Annotated in this window: 19 protein-coding genes; 8 read left to right on the top strand and 11 right to left on the bottom strand. The window is 41.7% G+C overall.

The window, feature by feature from the left end; translation table 11 throughout:
• Positions 1–453: 453 nt before the first annotated feature.
• The 4 genes from RMY27_RS21385 to xseA form a co-directional block, all read right to left on the bottom strand.
• Positions 454–933 (bottom strand): response regulator, encoded by a 480-nt coding sequence (locus tag RMY27_RS21385; protein ID WP_322666560.1) that lies wholly within the window; start codon positions 931–933, stop codon positions 454–456.
• On the bottom strand, positions 930–3,188 hold the full coding sequence (locus RMY27_RS21380; RefSeq protein ID WP_322666558.1) for an ATP-binding protein: 2,259 nt from the start codon (positions 3,186–3,188) through the stop codon (positions 930–932). Before RMY27_RS21380 ends, RMY27_RS21385 begins: the two co-directional genes overlap by 4 nt.
• A 160-nt stretch (positions 3,189–3,348) precedes the next feature.
• Positions 3,349–3,576 carry an exodeoxyribonuclease VII small subunit gene (gene xseB, locus RMY27_RS21375; RefSeq protein WP_099102361.1) on the bottom strand — a complete coding sequence of 76 codons (228 nt, stop codon included), beginning with the start codon at positions 3,574–3,576 and terminating at the stop codon, positions 3,349–3,351.
• Entirely contained in the window at positions 3,569–4,837 is a 1,269-nt protein-coding gene (gene xseA / locus RMY27_RS21370; protein WP_322666555.1) for an exodeoxyribonuclease VII large subunit, read from the bottom strand. Before xseA ends, xseB begins: the two co-directional genes overlap by 8 nt.
• Before the next feature lie 141 nt (positions 4,838–4,978).
• Here xseA and RMY27_RS21365 point away from each other — a divergent pair, with 141 nt between their 5' ends.
• Together RMY27_RS21365 and RMY27_RS21360 are read left to right on the top strand one after the other, a co-directional pair.
• Positions 4,979–5,212: a hypothetical protein gene (locus RMY27_RS21365; RefSeq protein WP_322666554.1), complete on the top strand. Its 234-nt coding sequence runs from the start codon at positions 4,979–4,981 to the stop codon at positions 5,210–5,212.
• Complete coding sequence (locus tag RMY27_RS21360) at positions 5,205–5,633, top strand: type II toxin-antitoxin system VapC family toxin (protein WP_322666553.1); 429 nt, start codon at positions 5,205–5,207, stop codon at positions 5,631–5,633. Before RMY27_RS21365 ends, RMY27_RS21360 begins: the two co-directional genes overlap by 8 nt.
• Here RMY27_RS21360 and RMY27_RS21355 read toward each other — a convergent pair.
• Positions 5,557–5,850, bottom strand: coding sequence for a hypothetical protein (locus tag RMY27_RS21355; protein WP_322666568.1), 294 nt, complete (start codon positions 5,848–5,850; stop codon positions 5,557–5,559). The two genes, RMY27_RS21360 and RMY27_RS21355, sit on opposite strands and share 77 nt — an antisense overlap.
• Positions 5,851–6,694: 844 nt before the next feature.
• Here RMY27_RS21355 and recA point away from each other — a divergent pair.
• Complete coding sequence (gene recA / locus RMY27_RS21350; protein WP_322666551.1) at positions 6,695–7,774, top strand: recombinase RecA; 1,080 nt, start codon at positions 6,695–6,697, stop codon at positions 7,772–7,774.
• 510 nt (positions 7,775–8,284) lie between these two features.
• Complete coding sequence (locus tag RMY27_RS21345; protein WP_094327275.1) at positions 8,285–8,608, top strand: thioredoxin family protein; 324 nt, start codon at positions 8,285–8,287, stop codon at positions 8,606–8,608.
• Here the strand turns inward: RMY27_RS21345 and RMY27_RS21340 are convergent.
• Both RMY27_RS21340 and RMY27_RS21335 read right to left on the bottom strand, forming a co-directional pair.
• Positions 8,595–8,828 carry a hypothetical protein gene (locus RMY27_RS21340; protein ID WP_289796246.1) on the bottom strand — a complete coding sequence of 78 codons (234 nt, stop codon included), beginning with the start codon at positions 8,826–8,828 and terminating at the stop codon, positions 8,595–8,597. The genes RMY27_RS21345 and RMY27_RS21340 overlap by 14 nt on opposite strands.
• A 126-nt stretch (positions 8,829–8,954) precedes the next feature.
• Positions 8,955–10,805, bottom strand: coding sequence for a S8 family peptidase (locus RMY27_RS21335; protein WP_322666547.1), 1,851 nt, complete (start codon positions 10,803–10,805; stop codon positions 8,955–8,957).
• Positions 10,806–10,924: 119 nt separating this feature from the next.
• Between RMY27_RS21335 and RMY27_RS21330 the strand changes: the two genes are divergently transcribed.
• Complete coding sequence (locus RMY27_RS21330) at positions 10,925–11,359, top strand: hypothetical protein (protein ID WP_322666545.1); 435 nt, start codon at positions 10,925–10,927, stop codon at positions 11,357–11,359.
• Between the two features lie 307 nt (positions 11,360–11,666).
• Here the strand turns inward: RMY27_RS21330 and RMY27_RS21325 are convergent, their stop codons facing one another.
• Positions 11,667–14,552, bottom strand: coding sequence for a choice-of-anchor D domain-containing protein (locus RMY27_RS21325; RefSeq protein ID WP_322666543.1), 2,886 nt, complete (start codon positions 14,550–14,552; stop codon positions 11,667–11,669).
• Positions 14,553–15,459: 907 nt separating this feature from the next.
• Between RMY27_RS21325 and thiD the strand changes: the two genes are divergently transcribed.
• The 3 genes from thiD (at position 15,460) to RMY27_RS21310 (ending at position 17,799) form a co-directional block, all read left to right on the top strand.
• The gene (thiD, locus tag RMY27_RS21320) at positions 15,460–16,293 is read left to right on the top strand and encodes a bifunctional hydroxymethylpyrimidine kinase/phosphomethylpyrimidine kinase (RefSeq protein WP_322666541.1); all 834 of its coding nucleotides are present in this window, start codon (positions 15,460–15,462) and stop codon (positions 16,291–16,293) included.
• Between the two features lie 199 nt (positions 16,294–16,492).
• Complete coding sequence (locus tag RMY27_RS21315) at positions 16,493–17,101, top strand: hypothetical protein (protein WP_322666539.1); 609 nt, start codon at positions 16,493–16,495, stop codon at positions 17,099–17,101.
• A gap of 359 nt (positions 17,102–17,460) precedes the next feature.
• On the top strand, positions 17,461–17,799 hold the full coding sequence (locus RMY27_RS21310; protein ID WP_012410794.1) for a P-II family nitrogen regulator: 339 nt from the start codon (positions 17,461–17,463) through the stop codon (positions 17,797–17,799).
• A gap of 109 nt (positions 17,800–17,908) precedes the next feature.
• Here RMY27_RS21310 and rdgB read toward each other — a convergent pair whose 3' ends face one another.
• The 3 genes from rdgB to RMY27_RS21295 all read right to left on the bottom strand — a co-directional run.
• Complete coding sequence (rdgB, locus tag RMY27_RS21305; RefSeq protein ID WP_322666537.1) at positions 17,909–18,487, bottom strand: RdgB/HAM1 family non-canonical purine NTP pyrophosphatase; 579 nt, start codon at positions 18,485–18,487, stop codon at positions 17,909–17,911.
• Positions 18,488–18,573: 86 nt separating this feature from the next.
• Positions 18,574–20,010: a phosphoglucomutase/phosphomannomutase family protein gene (locus RMY27_RS21300; protein WP_322666535.1), complete on the bottom strand. Its 1,437-nt coding sequence runs from the start codon at positions 20,008–20,010 to the stop codon at positions 18,574–18,576.
• A 236-nt stretch (positions 20,011–20,246) separates the two neighbouring features.
• On the bottom strand, positions 20,247–21,442 hold a 1,196-nt coding region (locus RMY27_RS21295), incomplete at its 5' end, for a tetratricopeptide repeat protein (RefSeq protein WP_322666532.1).

Raw genomic sequence — 21,442 nt, 5'->3', positions numbered from 1 at the left:
TTTACATCTGCTTTGCGTTAAATTACTGAATAACTTTAATGTATAATTTTATTCTTGTTTTACTTGTAAAAGTTATATCACTTTTGCCAGAGAATAATCTATAAATATTCATTCAATAATACAAATCTTCTATGAAGATCGTAATCGCAATCCTAAATAATGTGAGACAGATAAAATCGCTGTAAAGCTTATAATTAGAGACTTGAAATTTCCTAATATTCTCGCGTTTCAATTCGGTTGCTAAATCTGATTCATTAGTTATTATTATGCGGCTGCATCTATGCAAAAATCCTAAAACCCTCTTTCTCTCCTTCCCTAAACTTTGCAGTCTGAATAATAAATTTTTTACTCAGCATAATATTAAACCAATGGCAGGATAAACTGAATGCGATCGCCATTATCACAATTGCAAATTTACTTAATCGACAATTAAGACAATGCGCGATCTCTGACTCATGAATAATCCTTGGAATAATCAGGCAGTGTCGTCACTTCAAACCAATATTCCACGAGCATTTGAATATCTCGTTTCAGTTGAGCAAAATTGATTGGTTTAACGATGTAGCTGTTGACACCATATTGATAACATACTTCGATATCTTTAGGATTGTTAGAGGTAGTAAACACCACCACTGGAATCATTTTCAAGTTATCATCATGTTTAATCCGGCGTAACACTTCTCGTCCATCGGTTCCGGGTAGGTTCAAGTCAAGCATAATCAAGCCGGGTCGGGGCGCACTTTTGCGCTCCACATAGCTACCAGTGCGATAAAGAAACGCCAAGGCTTGTTCTCCATTCACACACCTCTGAATAGCGATCGCAATGGCAGAGCGCCCTAGAAATCTTTGCAGTGTCTCAAAGTCTTCATTGCTATCCTCGACAATTAAAAGTAGTGGTTTTTCCGGGATCGGGGAGGCTGAAATTTGAGTCATGTATTTGCCTCCGCCGACAGGGTAAAGTAAAAGGTACTACCAACAGTTGGTGTAGATTCCACCCAAATTCTACCACCATGACGTTCCACAATTTTGCGGGCAATGGTTAACCCTACGCCAGTCCCACCACCAAACTCATCCCGTCCATGTAAGCGGCGGAAGATTTGAAAGATTTTGTCGAGATGTTCTTGGGGGATGCCAATGCCGTTATCACGAACGTAGAAAGTTAGAGAAGTAGAAGTAACTTTTTTTTCTCCATTTTCTTCAATAAAACCTATTTCGACCCATTTCTCAGGTTTATCATTGTACTTAATAGCGTTGCTAATCAGGTTGCTGAATAGTTCATTAATCTGAGCGCGATCGCCTTCAACGCTCTTAAAGGGTTGAGGGATGCGAAACTCAACTTCGCTCTGCGGTCTGGAAATGGTCAAGGTGGCGATTACCTGGGGCACTAACTCATGCAGATTCACTGATTGCCGGATCAGTTCGGCGCGTCCCAACCGCGAGAAATGGAGGAGAGAATTAATCAAGTCTTCCATTCGCTGCGTCAGCCGCACCAAGGTTTGCAGTTTGGCAATTCCATCGTTATCTAGTACATCTGCATAGTCTTCCATTAAGAAGTTAGCGTAGTTGTGAATGCCCCGTAGCGGTTCTTTGAGGTCATGGGAAGCAACATAGGCGAAAGAATCAAGTTCTTCGTTACTCCGTTGTAATTCAAAATTCATCGATGCCAGTTTGTCTGCTTGTCGTAACACAACGCCCACAATCAGACTTCGCAGTTCAGTAACCACCTCAATTTCACAAGGTTTCCAGGGTAGGGCAGATCCTTGCACCGTTTCTTGCCATAATTCAAAGGATTTGCGAGGAGACATTCTTAAACTGCCATCGGACAAAACTTCCACAGGCTTGTTGGGGTTGCCGCCCCAATTCACCGTTTGAATTACCTCTGGACGAAACCAGAGAATATAATTGTGGTGAACTTTGGAAATTTCCAGAGCTAACACGCCACTAGCGATCGCTTTAAATGATTCGGCGGCAGGGTAATTTTTCGTAAGCGATCGCGTCTCAAACAAGTTATGATGCAGTTGAGGTTTAATCCAATCAAGTAAGGCGTTAACCTCTGACTTTGATGGCGTTTTACCGACTTGAATATACTGGTCGCCACTACATATCACCGCTCCCGTAGCGCTGACCAGATTGAGTAATTGAGATTTCAGTTGCACCATACCATCCAGGAAATACTCAGCCTGAGACAAGCCTTCGACAAATTGAGTTTGTAATGACTTTAATTGACTTTTGTAATCAATATCTTCACTCGCTTCTTTATTTGCCAGTTCCACAGACATCACCTGTCCAATGAACTCGCAGATGGTGCGGATATTGTAAGCAATATATTTGGGTGACGAATGGTGACAGGCAATCAATCCCCAAAGCTTTTGATCTTGCATCAGAGAAATAGACATAGAGGCGGTCACGCCCATATTTTGTAGGTACTCTAAATGAATCGGAGAAACACTCCGCAACACCGAGAGACTGAGATCCAACGGTTGATTTGTTAAAGGATTGTTCGCTGGAATTAAGGTTACAGGCTGGTAGCTAGCATCTGGAATCAGCCGCAGCCAGTTGAGAGTATATAGCTGTCGGGCTTGTTTGGGAATGTCAGAGGGTGGATAGTGTAAATCCAAATAGGGCGTTTCCTGATTCGTGTCTTCAGCAATGACCCTGCCTGCCCCTTCCCAATCGAATCGATAGACCATGACGCGATCAAAGCCAGTAATTCGCCGGACTTCTGTCACCACAATCTGGCACATTTCTAGCAACGTTGGTGCTTTTTGAATGCGGGTAATGGTTCCTCTTACCTGTTGATAAAAGTCGAAAAAACCTGTTTTTCCCTTCGCTTTTTTCGGTTCTAATTCCAGAATAATAATAGTATCTAAACGATGGACAATGCCATCAAAATGAATTGATTTATTTTGATGTTTGATAGACAAATTGAGCGGATTAACACTCTCAAAATCCTCTGCCAGACATTGTTGAATTAGTTTAATCTGCTTGACATTGAGTAAATCTGATATCGGCTTGCCCAGCAATTCATCAGGTTGACGGCCAACGGCTTCCTGGCTGTTACTGCTCACCTGAAGGATTTCCAGCGTGGGATCTTGCAAAACCAGTAAAATCCCGTGAGGCTGGATCAAACTGGGAATATGGATTAGTTCGCGATCGCAGTTTGTCAAATCAATGATTTCATCAGTCATTCTCTGTTTATCCAACTCCTCATTAGAATTCTGGCTTCAAGGAGGGAGGAGGCAGAAGCTCTTTATATCTAAAATTTTGAGTCCTGCATTTTGTATCTCACTTAAAGCAAACTTCTATATTCACACTACTAGCCTAGACTCAAACTAGAGTCTCCGGCATCTACTCTTGGCTTAATGTTTCAATCAACAAATCTACCTGCTGTTGTCGCTGCTGCAAAAAACCTTCGCACTGACGCAAATACTCCACAGCAGTTGCAAATTGGTCAAACACAGCTTCCAATTCCAATTCACCCGCCTCAATGCGAGTAATAATTCCCTCTATCTCAGCAACCTTCGCCTCATAATTCCAACCTTCCTCAGAACTAGAAGCACCCTTACGTTTAACCATTAATCTCTCTGCGTCCTCTGCGCCTCTGCGGTTCGTTCACTTCCATAACCTTCACTTTAACCTCACCTTGCCCCAATTGAATCATTAACTCTTGCCCCACAGCCAACTCTGCTGCCGAACGAGCGATCGCTCCATCTTCCCTTCTCACCACCGCATAACCACGCTGTAACACCGCTTTCGGGTCAAGACTAGCCAACTTCTGCCGCAATAATTCTAAATGCTGCGTTGCTTGCTGCGATCGCCCCGTGGTAATTTGCACCAAATGCTGACGTTTCCAAGCAAGCTTTTCCACTTCCTGCTGCACTTGCCGATCTAACCGCAAACGTCGCAAACGATTACGTAATACTTGCAGTTTATTCTCAGCATTTTCCCTAAAGTCATGTATCGCCTCATGTAAAGCGACAACTCGCTGCCGATGCTCAGTATACAACTCTGAAAGTGCTGGTACAACCATTTCCGCTGCCGCAGTGGGTGTATGCACACATACATCTGCGACTAAATCTGCTAAAGATTCATCTCGTTGATGGCCGATACCAGTAATTACAGGAATGGAACAACTAGCCAGCGATCGCACCACTCGTTCATCATTAAAACAAGCTAATTCTTCCACCGCGCCACCACCCCGCGATAAAATTAGCACTTCGGCGCGACCATCTCTTTCCACCCGCTCAATAGCCTTAACGATAGATTCCGGCGCTTGCTCACCTTGTACTGTTGCGGGAGAAAATAAAACGTGTAAACCTGGATATCTTTGTTTGAGAGTTTTTTGAATATCACCCCAAGCAGCAGCCGTTGGTGAAGTGACAACAGCGATCGTTTGGGGATGAATGGGGAGCGATCGCTTTCTTTGCGCGTCGAATAATCCCTCAGCCAGCAAGCGATTTTTGAGTTGTTGATAGCGTAACGCCTGTAAACCAACACCAGCAGGTAGAGTTTGCCAAACTGATAACTGATACTCTCCCCGTTGCGGATAGACGCGAATGCTGCCCAAAATGATTATCTGTTCGCCAGGAACAGGCATTTGGGCGAGTTTTGGCAATTGGCTATTCCATACTACACACTTAATGCCCGCGGTGCGATCGGTATCTTGCAGCGTAAAAAATAAACCACTGCGATGATGGTTAGCGCTGGAGACTTCGCCAGTTACCCAAACTTGCCGCAATTGTTCATCTTGCTCTAACAGCAAGCGGATATAGTCAGTTAATCCAGATACTGAAAGCGCTGTATCGAGAATCAGAGAGTCGGGAAGGTCGAGAGTCATCAAAGATATACGAAAGCAAAAGCCTAATCAAATCTTAGCAAATAACGTTAATTGATAGCTATTTTGTTGAATAACCAAACTGAAAATATCCAAAAAATCTATTAGACTTAAATTAATCACTAAACAGAGTTTAAAACCATAATGGAAAAAATAGAACTTGAACTAGACAGGCTCACCTTTGAACGAGCAAAAACTCTGGCAATAGTCAATAAATCAACTTTATCAGAATTGATTAGTCATGTAATTGAACGTCTAGCAGAAGTTCAGGAGAAAAACGATCCCTTAATGGGATTATATGCTGATGTTCCAGAAATTGTTGATGAAATTGTTGCTGAGGCGATGGCAAAAAGAGGATATACTAAATTAGATGAATAAAGTAGAAAAGTCCGTACTTGATACGGATATTCTTTCAGAAATTATTAAACGAGTAAATCCTCGCATTATTTTCAAAGCCAATAGTTACTTAAACCAGTTTGATAAATACACAATTTCTGCAATTACAGTCATGGAAATTGTAGAAGGCTGGCAAAAACGTAAGCAAGAAAAACGTCTTCAGCAATTTTTAACTATACTGGCTTCACAGGAAATATTATCCTTTGACTTGACAGAAGCTGTATTAGCAGGGAAAATTTACGCTGATTTAGAGATAACCGGACAAAGAATTGGTTATCCCGATTGTATGATTGCTGCAATTGCCATCAGTCATAATCTAACTTTAGTTACGGGTAATTTATCTCATTATCAAAGAATTCAAGATTTAAATTATTCACTAAAGCTAGATAACTGGCGTTTATAGCAACAATGGTGATATATTTTATTTGTTCATCAGGGATTATACCATCATAAAATAATTTTGATATTGTTCCATCACCATAATCATCGTTCACCCAAGCTGCTAAAGCACTCAATCTATGGCTACCATCAATTACGAATAAGTATCCGCCCGTACTTCGCCATAGAATAATTGCTGGTATTAAATCACCTTCTATAAAAGTTTTTATAAATTCGCATATTTTATCTTTATCCCATTCATTTGTTTCTCTTTGAAAATCCGGTTTGCGGATATTGGGGAAAAAAACGAATCTATTTCTATATCTCCAATAGAAATTGTTTCTTTCTTTTAGCCTGGATTACTATTTTCTCCTACTTCAAAATCTTCTCGTGGGATTAAAGCATCCAAATTAACTTTAGTAGCCATCACTTTTCACTTATTTAATTAATTCTGTACAGTTGTACAGCAGTTTTCATTTATTCAAACCACAATCTTGCCTTTTATGTGTGCCTTTGTAACTTTGCGTGAGACAAAATCAAGATGATTCATTTACCTGACACTAGCTGTAAGACAGTTATAACAGTTACTAAGTATTTTAGCATACCTGCAAATTAGACCTATTTCTTGCTAAACCCGTCACTGAGATATCTCCCAGAAAAACCCACTTACGCTAAAGACAGAAGCAAAACCGTCACGTAAAGACTATGATTCAGATTCTTTCGTTTAGCAAATAAAGCCACCGTCGTTGATGATATGCTGATTGGCATGGCGATCGCTCCTAATTTAGCAACCTTCGCAAATGCTCACGAGTAGGGTCTACTGACAGTGTTATTTAGGTAATTTATTTTTTCTTTGAAAACCCTTGCTTACCCAGCCAAAAAGAAGCTATCTCTGAATGCAAGTTGGTATCATTGTGCAAGACTACCCTAATCTGGTAGCGATCGAGTTACGATCTTGTTACACCCCTTTTTTGATTTGAGAAGTCCTATTCCAGAATTTTCTGGTTAAAATAGTATATCTGTTCTACTCAATTTCCCAGAGCAACACTCCTTAAAACCATATATTTAGAGGCATTAGAGGCAAGAATGGCTATCAACACCGATACTTCAGGCAAGCAAAAAGCGCTGACTATGGTGCTCAACCAGATTGAGCGCAGCTTTGGTAAAGGAGCAATCATGCGCCTGGGCGATGCTACCCGGATGCGGGTGGAGACCATTTCCAGTGGAGCGCTCACCCTAGATTTAGCATTGGGTGGTGGTTTACCAAAAGGGCGGGTAATTGAAATTTATGGGCCGGAAAGTTCCGGGAAGACTACAGTAGCGCTACATGCACTCGCCGAAGTGCAAAGAAATGGCGGTGTTGCAGCCTTTGTTGATGCAGAACACGCCCTCGATCCTACTTATGCTGCGGCATTGGGTGTAGATATTGACAATTTGCTGATTTCCCAACCTGACACTGGCGAATCAGCTTTAGAAATTGTCGATCAGCTTGTTCGCTCTGCTGCGGTTGATATTGTAGTCATTGACTCAGTAGCAGCACTGGTTCCCCGTGCTGAAATTGAAGGCGATATGGGTGATGCCCATGTTGGTCTGCAAGCGCGATTAATGAGCCAAGCCCTACGTAAAATTACGGGCAATATTGGTAAATCTGGTTGTACAGTCATTTTCATCAACCAGTTGCGGCAAAAAATCGGTGTTACCTACGGTAGCCCAGAAACTACTACTGGCGGTAACGCATTGAAATTTTACGCTTCGGTGCGCTTGGATATTCGCCGAATTCAAACCTTGAAAAAAGGTACTGATGAATTTGGTAATCGCGTTAAAGTCAAAGTTGCTAAAAATAAAGTAGCGCCGCCTTTCAGAATTGCTGAATTCGACATTATTTTTGGTAAAGGTATTTCTACCTTGGGTTGTCTTGTTGACCTAGCAGAAGAAACTGGCATTATTGTCCGCAAAGGAGCTTGGTATAGTTACAACGGCGATAATATCTCCCAAGGACGAGACAACGCCATTAAATATCTAGAAGAAAAGCCCGAATTCGCTGAAGAAATTAAAAAACTGGTGCGTGAAAAGTTAGATAAAGGTGCTGTTGTTTCTGCTAACTCCGTTGCTAAAGCCAGTGAGGAAGATGAAGAGGAAGAAGTTGATTTAGAGCCAGAAGAATAAGGAATGTGGATTTATTAATCTACAATTACTAATAGATGGTGCGTTACAAAGACAGCTAACGCACCTTATTTTTTTGAATATAGATTTTGACATTGTTACATGCAAGCCTAAATCCAAATATTGAATAGCTTTGGGTTGATCTTCATATCCTACTTAATATTTTTGCGTAGGCGTAGCCCGCACTTCAACTTGGCTCAGTGACCTTCGTAGACATCGCACTGATGTGTCACCGATGAACCCATCAATTTCAACTTGACAGACTACTATTATGGAAAAAATACTGGATCGAGGTTTCATATCATGTCCGGCTAATTAGTTATAATTCCCTTTCTCTATGCAGAAAGCCCAAAAACCCATCCCCTCTGCCCCTCCGCTCCTCTGCGGTCTTAATGATAAGTCTTTAACCGGACATGATATCAGCCTGAGATTGACACTAATGACCAGCTATATGGTAATATTTCATGGCATTATGCTAAAAAACTTTGTTTATAATCAAAGAGTAGCCAACCCATGAGTTTAGCTGTAATTAAGTTCTCTTCAGAAGAGTGCGGCATCTGCCACAAAATGTCTTTTTATGACAAAAAGGTGGCTGAAGAACTGGGTTTAGAGTTTATCGATGTAAAAATGCAAGATACCACTGCTTACCGCAAGTATCGCAAGATTTTATTGACTCAATATCCCGATAAATCAGAAATGGGATGGCCTACTTACATCATCTGCAATTCTCCAGAGGGGGAATTTCAGATTGTTGGTGAAGTAAAAGGAGGCCATCCCAAAGGTGAGTTTAGAAGCCGTCTGCAAGAAGTTCTGAATTCCACAGCTAATCAGAACTAATTACCTCAAAAGATTTGACCTCTAAGGCAGGGCCAATCATGGCAGTTGTCATGATATCTTCACGCACCTGCCCTTTAACTTTTGCTTTTTGTCCGGCTTTGAGTAAGTCTTTGTCAGCCCCTCTGAGGATTTCGTAAGTAACACCTTCTTCTGTAACTAACGCCCATGCGCCTGTACCAATATCACGACGTTCGACTGTACCTGTAAGTGTAATGCTCATAACAGTGCTGAGTGCTGAGTGTTGAGTAAGGAGAGTAGGGAATTGGGAGTTAGGAGTTAGGAGTTAGGAGTTATAAAAATTGATTCTCCATGCGCTATGCTCAATGCCCCATTCCCTATTCCCCATTTATGCTATTTTTTCTTCGTTTTTCAATGCTAAACGAACAAGTCCATAACAGATTAGGGCATTGGCAATGAGGAAGAGGCGTGCTAAGTGACCACTTCCCAACCCCCAAACTGCGGGATCAAAAAACGCACTTGTAGTTAAGCACGCTGCGACACCTAAGGTTGAACCAATTGCAAACCATTTCCAACTAGGATGTCCTAGCAGCAATGCCATCAACACAATGGGAATTAGTACACTGGCAAATAGGGGATTTAATGCATCAGTTCCCTGGAGAGTATTGCCCAATTCGGGAATTGAACTGCCCAAAACCCGGAAAGGCCATTGGGGAAGATCAAAAATATAGATTCCCTTGAGGAAGAATAACCCAGAACTACCGGCAATTAGTCCACTGGATAAAGACCAACTCCAAGCGAAGGGGAAGTAAACGCGTAAAAACCAAGCTAGCAGATAGGAACCAACTACCATTAAAATCTTGGGTAACAGTGCTACCGCACCACCATCAATCCAAAAGCCGGGGTTAAGATAGCCGTTATCCCGTAACCACCGGAAGAAATCTGGGAAACTAATTTGCCCCCCAAAGGCTAATTTGACTGCTGCTTCTGCATTGAGTTGTCCAGCGCCATAATAGTTTAAACCATCATCCTGAATCACTCGTGCGGACTGTTTGAGGACTTTTAAGACTTCATCTGGTTCTTTGATGCCAGCAGCTTTGATTAATGCCGCAACACCAGCAACGTGGGGAGAAGCCATACTTGTACCCTGAAAACCGAGAAATACGCCTTCGCCTTTTTCATCGATGGTTTCTTGGAGAATCTTGCCAGCTTCACTACCACCAGGAGCAGAGATATCTACCCCTGCACCAAAGTTAGAATAGGGCGCTCTTTCGCCATCTGGGCCAATTGCCGAAACACCGATGACGTAGGGATAGCGAGCTGGATAGCTTGCTCCATTGGCGTTTTCATTGCCGGCTGCGGCAATAATAACAACACCTTTTCTATGGGCATACTCGATCGCTTGTTTCATCAACTGGCTTTCACCGCCACCACCCAAGCTCATATTAATCACATCTGCGCCTTTATCAGCAGCAAATTTAATCGCTTCGGCAATATCGGCAACGGTACCACCGCCATAAGAACTGAGTACCTTCAGGGGCATCAGACTGGCTTCGTAGGCAATACCAGCGACGCCATATTTGTTATTTGTGGCTTGAGCAATAGTTCCGGCAACATGGGTACCATGACCATTATCGTCTGTGGCTTCTTCTCGGTCGTTAACAAAATCATAGCCCTTGACGAATTTTGTCTCATACAAGTCGCGAACTTTGGTAATTCCGGTGTCAATAACTGCGACTGTGATGCCACTGCCTTTGGTTTGACTCCATGCACCTTCAACACCGATTTTGTGCAAGTTCCACTGCTTGCTGTAATATTGGTCATTAGGGCCAGTTAATGAAGGACTTGCTTCTTCATCTTCTTGGGGCCGCAAAAATTCACCTAGCCAAGCGGCTTCACCTGGTTGTGGAATCTTGTTGTAGATATAGTTTGGTTCAATGAATTCTGTCGCTTGGGCAAACTGAGATTTTTTCAGTTCTTGGAGCCGTTGGCGATCGCCCTTGATAATATACACATTATCTTTTTTGGAAAACTTGTTGTCTAATTGGGGTGTAACGTTGTATTGTTTGGCGATCGCTTGCAAATGTTGTTCCACCACAGATGATGGAATATCTTCCCGAAAATCAAGCAAAATCGTCTCAAACTCTCCTTTAGCTGCCAATCCCTGAAAATTTAGGAAACCAAATATGGCAGCTCCGAGCCCAATGACAAACAAGCACAATAATATAAGTTTTCTCATATTAACTCATCACCGCTTTTTGCCAGTTTGCTCATACCATAACTTATCTGCACCCCTTGTTGGTAGATTTTGCACTTTTAGTTACAAGTTTCACTCAGGACTGAGGATTTTTTTTAACGATGGAACGTGGTCTTTTATGGTTGCCGCTGTTAGTAATGTTTTTCTGGTTGGCTTGGCAAGGCTCGAAGGAGTATCAAAAAGTCGAAGCCTATCGCACTTGGGCAGAGCAATTTGAACGGGCTAAGTATGATATTTATGCTGTATTAGGTCAAAAAGAAAACAATATCACTTGGGGAAAACCCACGCCTCAAGGGCCTATTAAACTAGAAACATTCTCTTTGCTTGATATCAAACAAATCCAGGTTTTAGTAAATGAAAAACCAGTAGATGTAAACAATCCACCGGAGAAAGGTCGTTCTATAGAATTAGAATTTCTATTTTCTGAATCTCCTAACTCAGTGCGGGTTCCGTTTACAGAAATCCCTTTAGCAGCAGAATGGGGGAAGTTTTTACAGGCGCTATTACAAGACTTGCGATCGCAACCACAGCAGTAGTAATATTAAAACTATAAGTTCCAAATAATACGGCTATTTTTGGTCAAAAAGTTAGATCGATAGTGGTGATATGATTCATGGGCAACAATGTTTTTATCGGAAAGATGTTTTTTAGAATAGCTTTTACTTGACTACCATTTATTAAATATCTCCATAAATTCAATATACGTTATCCAAAACTCTTGTAGAGACGTAGCACTGATACGTCTCTACATTCTTCCCTATGGGTGTGGTCTATCTAATTGAAAGCCGCCTTAAAACTCGATTCATGTTTGGATTACACTTCCACTCAGTTGACCCGACCTAGCTATGCTTGAATGATGAAGTCAGAGCCAGTAACATAGGGCGCACCAGTAAGTTGTGCAAATTGACCACCACTGCCGAAACCAGCAGCGCTACCATTTTGATTGTAAAATAACTGCCCAGTCATACGGTCGTAGACAATTACAGCATTGCTAAGTGCCCCTAAACTGGTGATTTGAAAATCACTGGCGTTACTAAAACCCGTTCCCACAACAGAAGTAATAGCACTAAAGGTAGTCTTATCGAGGACAATCTTATCACCTTGAGAGCGATTGAAGTCAGCGATAGTATCAATACCCACAACCGCACTATTAAAGATGGAATTGGTGTCGTATAGGAAAGAGTCAACACCGATACCACCCACAAGAGTATCATTGCCTTGTCCACCAATCAGAAGATCGTTGCCAGTACCACCCCGCAGTAGGTCGTCACCACCACTGCCATTGATGGTATCGTTACCCCCTTGACCATTAATCACATCATTGGAAGTGTAAAAACCGCTGATGTTATTGTTCAAGTCATTGAGGAATGTGACAGTGTTTGCTGTAGAAATATACGTTGCAGTGGAGTTGGCATTAATCACATCAAAGCTTTTGGTAACACTGTTTTCTCCGTCAAATATGATATTGCCGATGGCAGGTCTTGTTGTCGATGCAGCTAAGTTGTCTAGGTTTTCTAACTTAAAGTTTTGCAGAGTGACTTTGGTATTAGCTACATTTCCAAAGGTCACTTCTAAATTGCTGCCATTTTGAGTTAATTGCAGATTTCTCGCAGTCAATTCAGTCCCAATAAATTGCAAGGTGTCTATCTTGGCAATCACCGCAGCCGGAGGGTTTGAGCCAATACCTACACCGCCAAAGTTGGTGATGCTGTAATTGCCATCACCTCGTTGGATAATAAAGGTGTCATTGGAGTTAGTACCATTGAGAACTTGAATTTCCGGGGCAGGAGCAGGTCTAACTGTACCACTAATGGCAAAATCAAAGGGGCTTTCATTAATATCGTTGTTGTCTAAACTGAAGCTGCCACTATAGCTGCCGGATGTAGTGGGGTTGAGTGCCACCGATATGGTAGTAGAAGCATTGGTAGCCACACTTGTTGGAAGAGTTCCAACCAAACTAAATCCGTCTGGAAGTTTAAGATTACTCAGCTTGAGTGCACCTGTACCGGTGTTCTTGATGGTAAAGCTTTTGGTTAAGGTATCCCCAACAGTCGTTTCACCAAAGTTAATGGCGGTGGTGTTGCCATCTGTAATGTCAACAGTGCCATTGAGAACTTGAATTTCCGGGGTAGTAACTGTGCCACTAATAGCAAAGTCAAAGGTGCTTTCATTAATATCGTTGTTGTTTAAACTGAGGCTGCCACTATAGATGCCGGGTGTAGTGGGGTTGAGTGCCACTGATATGGTAGTGGAGGCATTGGCAGCCACACTCGTTGGAAGAGTTCCGACCAAACTAAATCCGTCTGGAAGTTTAAGATTACTCAGGTTGAGTACAGCTATACCGGTGTTCTTGATGGTAAAGGTTTTGCTCAAGGCTTCACCAACAAGAGTCTCACCAAAGTTAATAGCGGTGTTGCCATCAATAATATTAACTGTGCCATTGAGAACTTGAATTTCTGGGGTTTTGTTAGAACTGCGGGGAGCTTCATATGCACCAATATCAACCACTGTACTGCCATTCCCATCACCATCTTGAGGAGTCTTTTTAGTGACGCTATTGAAGGCATTAGAACCACCATCGATCGCAACACTTTCAGGTTTGAGTGTAAAATTCTTTTTGTCTGCATCAACAAATAGAGGATCTTGACCCAAAAGATTCTGTAACCCTGTAGCGTTTAAATTATCTGAAGCTTGGAATAGGTTCGAGTTATAAACAAGATTGCGATCAAAGGTGACATTTGTGGCATACTTGATTCTGTTAGCATATTGATTATCGCTTGCATACAAAATGTTGTTGTAGACACGTACATTTTCCGAGTAAGTAACACCAATCTCTCCAGCATCTGTAATAACTCGGGCATTCTTGTAAGCCGTGTTGTTAATAACATCAACATTGCTAGCTTGAAAAACACTAATGCCTGCGCCTCCATTGTTGTAAGTGATGTTATTTGTAATTAATGCCTTACCTGTATAGGGCACATTATCTTTGCCTATATTGGTAGTATCAAGCATAATCCCATGTCCCTCAGTGATTTTGTCAGTGCCTCCTGCTTTCCACGGAACTAAACTTTGGTTATCGTAGACAATATTGTCTCGAAAAATTATTCTGTAGTCAGTGGTATTGTTATCAAAATTAAAACCGTAAAGAGAGGTTATTCCCTGATTGCCGTGAGCCGAATACCAAGCGTTTCCAGATACAATGTTTTTCTCAACAGTTATATAGTCTGAATTACTGAATGCTATACCTCCACCTGGAAAGTTGCGGATTGTGTTACCAGTGATGACAATATGATGGGGATTAGTACCACCTACACCATTAGCGTTTTTCCATGAATTAACAGCAATCCCATTACTATTGGTCAAGGGGTTATTAAGGTTATCCTTCTCTTGTAAGGCATATTCAAGAGTGATGTTTTCCCGATTGCCTTTTATATCAAGTCCTTCAATCCGCACGTAAGATGAACTCAATATATTAATGCCACTTCCCGTTGTTGTGATCGTAGGTTTAGCCCCTGGATAAGCTTTTATTGTTGTCCAGTTATCTGGTGAGCCATTCAAGTTAAAAAGCGTAACCCCTTTCATTTGATAATTTCCATTCATCACCAAGAGTGTGTCGCCTGCTTTCATCTCATACACGGCTCTACCCAAGCTGAGAAATGCAGATTCTTCGTTTAAGCCATTATTTTTATCACTGCCTGTTGCAGAAACGTAGTATGTTGTGCCAGCCATTTATTTACTCCGAAGATGTGTAGGAAAAATTGGTAGTACAATCTCAGCAACTTTCTTCAATTGCTAAGTAGTTATTTGAATGAATCATTTATCTGCCCTGTTAAGGACAGTCAGAGTTATCCGAGCGCAACTTAAAATCGCGTCGATTATAGAAACGCTGTTGTCAAACTGAAAATTTTTTCCTGTCAACCGTTAATGGTTAAATCAGGAATATCAATACCGTCAATCGTCAGGGTTTTGTTGAGATTAATTGGACGATTAGGGCGTAGATGCTTCTACTCCAAACTTCATTTTTAGCAGCTGCGTAGGCGTAGCCCCCTTATAGACATTGCTGCTCTTTATCAATCAGCTTTAGCATCTGTTTTTTTCAATAAAATGATCGTATTTGGCATAGTAGTTCCTCTGAACTTTATACGTTGTTTTAGGTCAAGAGGTTGCCAAATCTGCATGGTAAAATTCACCCTTAGCTGATAACTGCGGATTTAAAGTTAAAGCGATCGAAGTAAAATTGGTTGAAACTTTAGTTAGGTTGACCCTTTAACTTAAGGGGACTAATGTAACAACTTAGTTGAACCTGTTTTAAGCGGTGTAACTGAGCGTTGTGAACTTAGTTAAAACTAACCTTTACAAATAGCACTTGATATCAGTAAAACTCCTGAATGTGGTAAGTTTTTTTACAACAAAATCCAAAAAACTATGGGTATGCCTGGTGGAGTTATATTAATTTCCAGAGTGATATGAGAATAAAAAGCGCTTTGTGCAAGGATTTGATGAAGTTTCTCTAAATAATTCAGAACTCTCAAGTCAGGTTGTGGTTGCGATCGCACAGGAAGAAAGAGGATTTTAGTCTAGTTCATCAATCTTTGAGATAGTTTGTGATGACACCAACTTACTTAATCTTCATAATATGAACACTGAAATAAACTCCAGAATACCTGTTGCTTTAACCATTGCTGGTTCAGATAGCGGTGGCGGTGCAGGAATTCAAGCTGATTTACGTACCTTTGCTTTTCACTGTGTCCACGGTACTAGTGCTATAACCTGCGTCACGGCACAAAACACTCTAGGAGTGAAAAGGGTTGATGCTATGCCAACAGAGGCTGTTGTGGCGCAAATTCAGGCAGTAGTTGAGGATATTGGCGTACAAGCTGCCAAAACTGGAATGTTGCTCAATCAGGAAATTATTTTTGCTGTTGCCCAGCAAGTGGAAGCTTTACAAATCAATAATCTAGTAGTTGATCCAGTAATGGTGTCACGCACAGGAGCACAATTAATTGATGATGATGCTGTAAAGACTTTATGCCATGCCTTGATTCCCAAAGCGGTTATGATCACGCCCAATCGCTATGAAGCCCAGATTTTGAGCGGTTTACAAATTAATTCTTTAGAGGATATGCAAGCTGCTGCTGAAATTATTTACAAGACTTTAAAGACTAAGGTTGTTTTAGTCAAAGGCGGAGGTATGCAGGGAGATTTACGTGGCGTTGATATCTGGTTTGATGGGGACAAGTTGGAAGTTTTGACTTGCCAGCAAGTAGAGACAAAAAATACCCACGGTACTGGTTGTACACTATCGGCTGCGATCGCTGCTAATCTAGCTAAAGGAAAAGATTTGTGGCAGGCAGTGCAACACGCAAAGGAATATGTAACTACCGCACTCACTTATGCCCTAGATATTGGCGAAGGACAAGGCCCTGTGGGACACTTCTTCCCATTGTGGGGACTAGGGACTAGAGATTAGGGATTAGAGATTGGAGACTGGGTATTGGGGATAGGGACTAGAGAAAAGTTTTCTCAGTATCTCATTCCCAATGCCCAAATAAAAAATCTTTGCCCTTTCGGTATTTTTCTATTATTCTTGGGCATAGTTTCAGGGGTGACTATCTCTGTTAGCATCTCTGTACGATCTAATTACTTTGATTTTTAATACCAAGCCCCCGATGCGAACAACCATAGGTTCTGTTCACAGAAATTCGCCAACACCGACTACTCAAGCCTATCCTCCCTCTGTACCACTATCTGTATACAGGGAATTGTCAACAGAGTTGCAAGCAGCACAGGCGAGGCTAAATGCACTCACCACCCAAAATCAGCAACTAGTACAAGAAAATCAACTATTACGCCAAGAAATTACCAAAGTCGTTGAGTCTTTTTCTCGTTTGCAAAATTTTGTCGATTCCCATGCTACAGCTAATTATCCCCAAGCTAACCAAGCTTCTGGTGATGTTAAAAGTACCGCCAAACAGTCAGTAACACAAGCGCGTTCACCTCAGCAGGTTTCTCGTTCGCGTCCATCTGTTGTGTCCAAACAACCAGCTAAAAAAAGCCGCCGCCAAGACTTTTCTGCACCTGTAATGGAAATGAACTTTCCGATATCAGAACCAATTTTTATAGAAGAGCAGCAAGTCAGTTATTATTCCACTACTGAGCCAGATGTCAAGGGACTCAATGGCTGGTGGTTAATTATTACCATCTTGTTAATCATGCTGACTGCCTTTAGTGCTGGATATTTTGTTGTGCGTCCCTTGTTTGAACATCAGAAACGTTAATTGACATTCCCACAGTCATCAGCAGTAGCAGGCTTGCGGGCTACCGTATAATTTGGCTGCAATTACTCCTAAATATCCGAACAAATCTGCTAAATGGTGGAAACGATCTATTTTTAGGTTATAAAAGCTACATAAAATGCTAAATTGACAGCAACTTCTTTATGTTAGAACCTCAAAGATTATCCAATTAATAAATCCTTGCCGCTTTTCATGTCATAAACCCTCAAGTAAAGCACTTACACTTTAAAAAAGTTGTAATTATTACATATTTTTTAGGAAAAGCACCGCTAGTTACAGCTTCAGACAGCGGATCTGGTTAGATATATAAACGAAGCTAGTAGAAGTCAGGAGTAAAGAAGATGAAAAAAGTAGAAGCTATTATCCGCCCATTTAAGCTAGATGAGGTGAAAATTGCTTTAGTTAACGCTGGTATTGTTGGCATGACTGTTTCTGAAGTCCGGGGGTTCGGACGCCAGAAAGGTCAAACTGAACGGTATCGTGGTTCTGAGTACACCGTTGAGTTTCTGCAAAAACTCAAAGTGGAAATCGTAGTTGACGACAATCAGGTTGATATGGTGGTAGACAAAATTATTGCTGCTGCCCGCACTGGTGAAATCGGCGATGGTAAAATTTTCATCTCGCCTGTTGAGCAAGTGATTCGGATTCGCACTGGCGAAAAGAACACAGAAGCAGTTTAAAAAAGTTATGAGTTAAGAGTTAAAAGTTATGAGTTAGAACTAATGAATGAAGATTTAGCAGAATTCATAACTCCTAACTCTTGCACAGACGCGATTAATCGCGTCTTTCCTAACTCTTAACTCTCTCTAATTGCGGAAGTAAAGCTGTAAAAGCCTTGCCTCGATGGCTAATTGACCTCTTCAACTCCCGTGTCATTTCAGCAAAAGTCAATTGCAACTCTTGCACATAAAAAATTGGATCGTAGCCGAAACCACTATCACCACGAGGTGCGTGAAGAATTTCACCACGACAAATACCTTCAGATTGTAATACGATCGCACCATCAGGACGAGCGATCGCTACTGCACAAACAAATTGAGCTTGCCGATTTACTTCGTTGCCTAATTCCCTCAATAGCCTAGCAATGCGTTCTGAGTCGGTTTTGGCGTAACGTGCAGAATACACCCCTGGTGCGCCATTTAGGGCATCTACTTGCAAGCCAGAATCATCAGCAATTGCCCAGTTTCCTGTAGCTTTAGCAATTTGTGATGCTTTTAGACAAGCGTTAGCGGCAAAAGTTTCGCCCGTCTCTTCAATTTCCAATTCTTCAGGTTTAAGGGTTAATTCCCAACCAGAATTTTCCAGATAAGCTTGCATTTCACGCAATTTACCTGGATTTCCTGTGGCTACTACGAGTAATTTGGTCATTGGTCATTGGTCATTGGTCATTGGTCATTAGTCATTGGTCATTTACCACGGACAAAGGACAAAGGACTAATGACTAATAATTAATTTTACTCCGCCCAGTGTTTCGCCCAAGCAAGAGTTTGATGCACTTGCTCAATTGTTGAGGCTTCGCAGTAAAGGCGTAGAACTGGTTCAGTCCCGCTAAAGCGAATCATTAACCAGCTTTTATCAGCTAAACGATACTTGTAGCCGTCAATTGTTTGGCAATCAATCACTGCTTTCCCTGCAATTTCTGTCAAGGGTTGGGTTTGCAGTTGTTGCAAAAGACGCGATCGCACTTCCATACTTGCTAAGGGTAAATCAATGCGATCGTATGCTGAGGTAAACCCTGTTTGTTTCTGCAAGTGGTGATAATATTCACCTAAATCCAAACCAGATTCTACAATCGCTTCTACTACGTACAAGGCTGACAATAGGGCATCACGTTCCGGAATATGGCTACCATAGCCAATTCCCCCCGACTCCTCGCCACCCAGTAACACTTTTGCTACTAACATTCTGTCAGCAATATATTTATAACCAACCGCTGTTTCAAAGACTGACAGGTTATGTAATGCTGCTACAAGCGGCATCAAGTCAGAACCACTAACAGTTTTAACTATTTCACCCTTAAAGTCGCGCCGCAGGGTTAAATGGTCGATTAATATCGGGATTAATACTTGGGAACTTAGGAAGTTAGCTTCTCCATCCACCGCTGCAATGCGATCGCAGTCTCCATCAAATACCAACCCCACCATTAAACCTGATTTATCGGTTTCTCGGTGAGTCTTGATGACTTCAAATAGCTTTGAAAGGTATTTAGGCAAGGGTTCCGGCGCGCCGCCACCAAAGAGGGGATCGCGATCGCTGTTGATTTCTTTGACTTGATTACCTAGTAGTCTCGCCAATCCACCAGCCGCAGCACCATGCATGACATCGGCAAATAATGTCAATTTACCAGAGGCGATCGCTTCTCGAAGTTTGGCAATATCAACTTTACCTTCTAGCGCTTGGGTATAACTGGGCCAAGGATCGAATTTCTCTTGCTTACCTGGGGTAGCTGCTAGTGGTACTCCAACCGACAACTGCGCTTCTATCTCTTTTGTGACTTCTGGCGGTACTGACCCACCAAAATAACCCTTGACTTTTAAACCCAAATATGAACCAGGATTATGACTGGCTGTAATTACCAGCGCTCCTAAAGCATTGAGTTCTTTTGCTGCCCAACTATAAGCTGGAGTTGGGGCATAAGTTTCACTCAACAGCACATCAAAGCCGACAGCGGTGACAGTATCGGCGACAGCACGAGCAAAGTCTTCAGCCATGAATCGGCGATCGTAACCGACAATTATTGTCCGGCTACCTACCGTAGAAAAATACGTATCATATAATACTTTTGCGGCAACTGGCGCGACCAGGGCTAGACGTTCAAAGGTGAACTCGTCACCAATAACGCCCCGCCAGCCGTCTGTACCAAACTTGATTGAGTTAGCTACAACTGGCATCTAAGTATCCTAACTGTCTACTTGAGGATTCTAGCATTTATACAGTGTACAGAGTAAAAAAAGAATCTAGTAATAATATGTACTAATAATGTTCGGCTGTTTCAACACAAAAATGAGCGAATTTGTGAAATGGAATGCGTAGACGCGCAGTGATTTGTCGTTAGACAGCGCCTTTTAACTCACAAGTGAAATCTGCTTTTCATATAATACGCAGGCTTGTTTATGTATGGCGAATTCTAATCGCTAAGTATTCCAGTATTATCCAGATTTGGATTCATTAGCTGCTCTACCTCAGCAGCTTTTTCGCTTAAATCAAGCTCTCTGTAAATTTGCAAACTTTCAGTCAAAAACTGAGTAGCAGTTACCTTATTACCCGATTGATGATGTTGGGAGCGGTTCAGGTATATTTCGCCCAAAAGTTTACGAGATGAAGCTTCTAGTTTTCGGCAATTGTACTCCTGGAAAACTTGGAGGGATTCTTGGGCTAGTTCTTCGGCTCGGTCAAGATTTTTTAAGATGCTGACTTCCAGATAAGCACGGGCGATATCAAGAGCTTCTTCTGCTCGATTTACTGTCTGTCCCAGTTCGGCAAAATACGTTAAGCCAGTATTGTAATATTCTTCAAATTGGGCAATTTGCTCTTGCGTTAACGAGTCGTCAATAGATGATAGGCGTAGGCCTTCCGACCAGATTAAGCTAAAGATAATGTAGTCGTAAGCAAGATTTTTTTTATAGTCTCCTGTGGTATTTATTTGGATAGCTTGACGGATATTTTGTTCAGCTTGCGCCAGTAATTCAAAAGCTACTGCTCGATCTGAGGTATTTTTTGCTAGTAAACGTTGACTTTTCCCAAGTTGCATATAGCGTCTAGCTTCACTCTCATCATGGCCTAAGTGATGATAAAGATTTAGACTTTGCTGATAATATTCAATCGCCTTCACATAATCATTTAAATTGCGGTAGCAACTAGCGATCCAAGATAGTTGATTAGCTACATTCTCCTCTAAACCCAATTGCTCATAAAGGTCATGGCTTTGTTTGTGGTAGGCGATCGCTTGTTCATATTTGCCCCATGCTTGATAGATTTGACCTAATTGACGGTAAGTTACAGCTATCCATGATGTGTCATTTAATAACTGGCGTATGAGTAAACAATGCTGCTGACACTCTAATGCCTGTTCATATTTGCCCCAGTCGCTATAACAATCAGCTAGCCAGTACCACAAGTTAGCAACATCCTTCTCTTTACTCAATTGTTCATAGAGTTCTCGGCTTTGTTGGAAATAGGCGATCGCTTGTTCATATTTACCCCATGCTTGATATATAAGTCCTAGCTGATAATGAGCAAGAGCTATTCTGGTTTGGTCATCTACCTGCTGGCAAATTGCCAAATCCTTTTGCTCACACTCTAGAGCCTGCTGATATTTACCCC

The organism is Nostoc sp. DedQUE09 (assembly GCF_034530915.1).
Lineage (GTDB): Bacteria > Cyanobacteriota > Cyanobacteriia > Cyanobacteriales > Nostocaceae > Nostoc.
This window is presented reverse-complemented; position numbering and strand designations above follow the sequence as displayed.

Coding starts and splice junctions, on each gene's coding strand:
- RMY27_RS21365 (WP_322666554.1), top strand. CDS start 4,979: ATGGAAAAAATAGAACTTGAACTAGACAGGCTCACCTTTGAACGAGCA.
- thiD (WP_322666541.1), top strand. CDS start 15,460: ATGAACACTGAAATAAACTCCAGAATACCTGTTGCTTTAACCATTGCT.
- RMY27_RS21340 (WP_289796246.1), bottom strand. CDS start 8,828: ATGAGCATTACACTTACAGGTACAGTCGAACGTCGTGATATTGGTACA.
- RMY27_RS21335 (WP_322666547.1), bottom strand. CDS start 10,805: ATGAGAAAACTTATATTATTGTGCTTGTTTGTCATTGGGCTCGGAGCT.
- RMY27_RS21300 (WP_322666535.1), bottom strand. CDS start 20,010: ATGCCAGTTGTAGCTAACTCAATCAAGTTTGGTACAGACGGCTGGCGG.
- RMY27_RS21330 (WP_322666545.1), top strand. CDS start 10,925: ATGGAACGTGGTCTTTTATGGTTGCCGCTGTTAGTAATGTTTTTCTGG.
- RMY27_RS21345 (WP_094327275.1), top strand. CDS start 8,285: ATGAGTTTAGCTGTAATTAAGTTCTCTTCAGAAGAGTGCGGCATCTGC.
- RMY27_RS21315 (WP_322666539.1), top strand. CDS start 16,493: ATGCGAACAACCATAGGTTCTGTTCACAGAAATTCGCCAACACCGACT.
- xseA (WP_322666555.1), bottom strand. CDS start 4,837: ATGACTCTCGACCTTCCCGACTCTCTGATTCTCGATACAGCGCTTTCA.
- RMY27_RS21360 (WP_322666553.1), top strand. CDS start 5,205: ATGAATAAAGTAGAAAAGTCCGTACTTGATACGGATATTCTTTCAGAA.
- recA (WP_322666551.1), top strand. CDS start 6,695: ATGGCTATCAACACCGATACTTCAGGCAAGCAAAAAGCGCTGACTATG.
- RMY27_RS21310 (WP_012410794.1), top strand. CDS start 17,461: ATGAAAAAAGTAGAAGCTATTATCCGCCCATTTAAGCTAGATGAGGTG.
- rdgB (WP_322666537.1), bottom strand. CDS start 18,487: ATGACCAAATTACTCGTAGTAGCCACAGGAAATCCAGGTAAATTGCGT.
- RMY27_RS21325 (WP_322666543.1), bottom strand. CDS start 14,552: ATGGCTGGCACAACATACTACGTTTCTGCAACAGGCAGTGATAAAAAT.
- RMY27_RS21380 (WP_322666558.1), bottom strand. CDS start 3,188: ATGACTGATGAAATCATTGATTTGACAAACTGCGATCGCGAACTAATC.
- xseB (WP_099102361.1), bottom strand. CDS start 3,576: ATGGTTAAACGTAAGGGTGCTTCTAGTTCTGAGGAAGGTTGGAATTAT.
- RMY27_RS21385 (WP_322666560.1), bottom strand. CDS start 933: ATGACTCAAATTTCAGCCTCCCCGATCCCGGAAAAACCACTACTTTTA.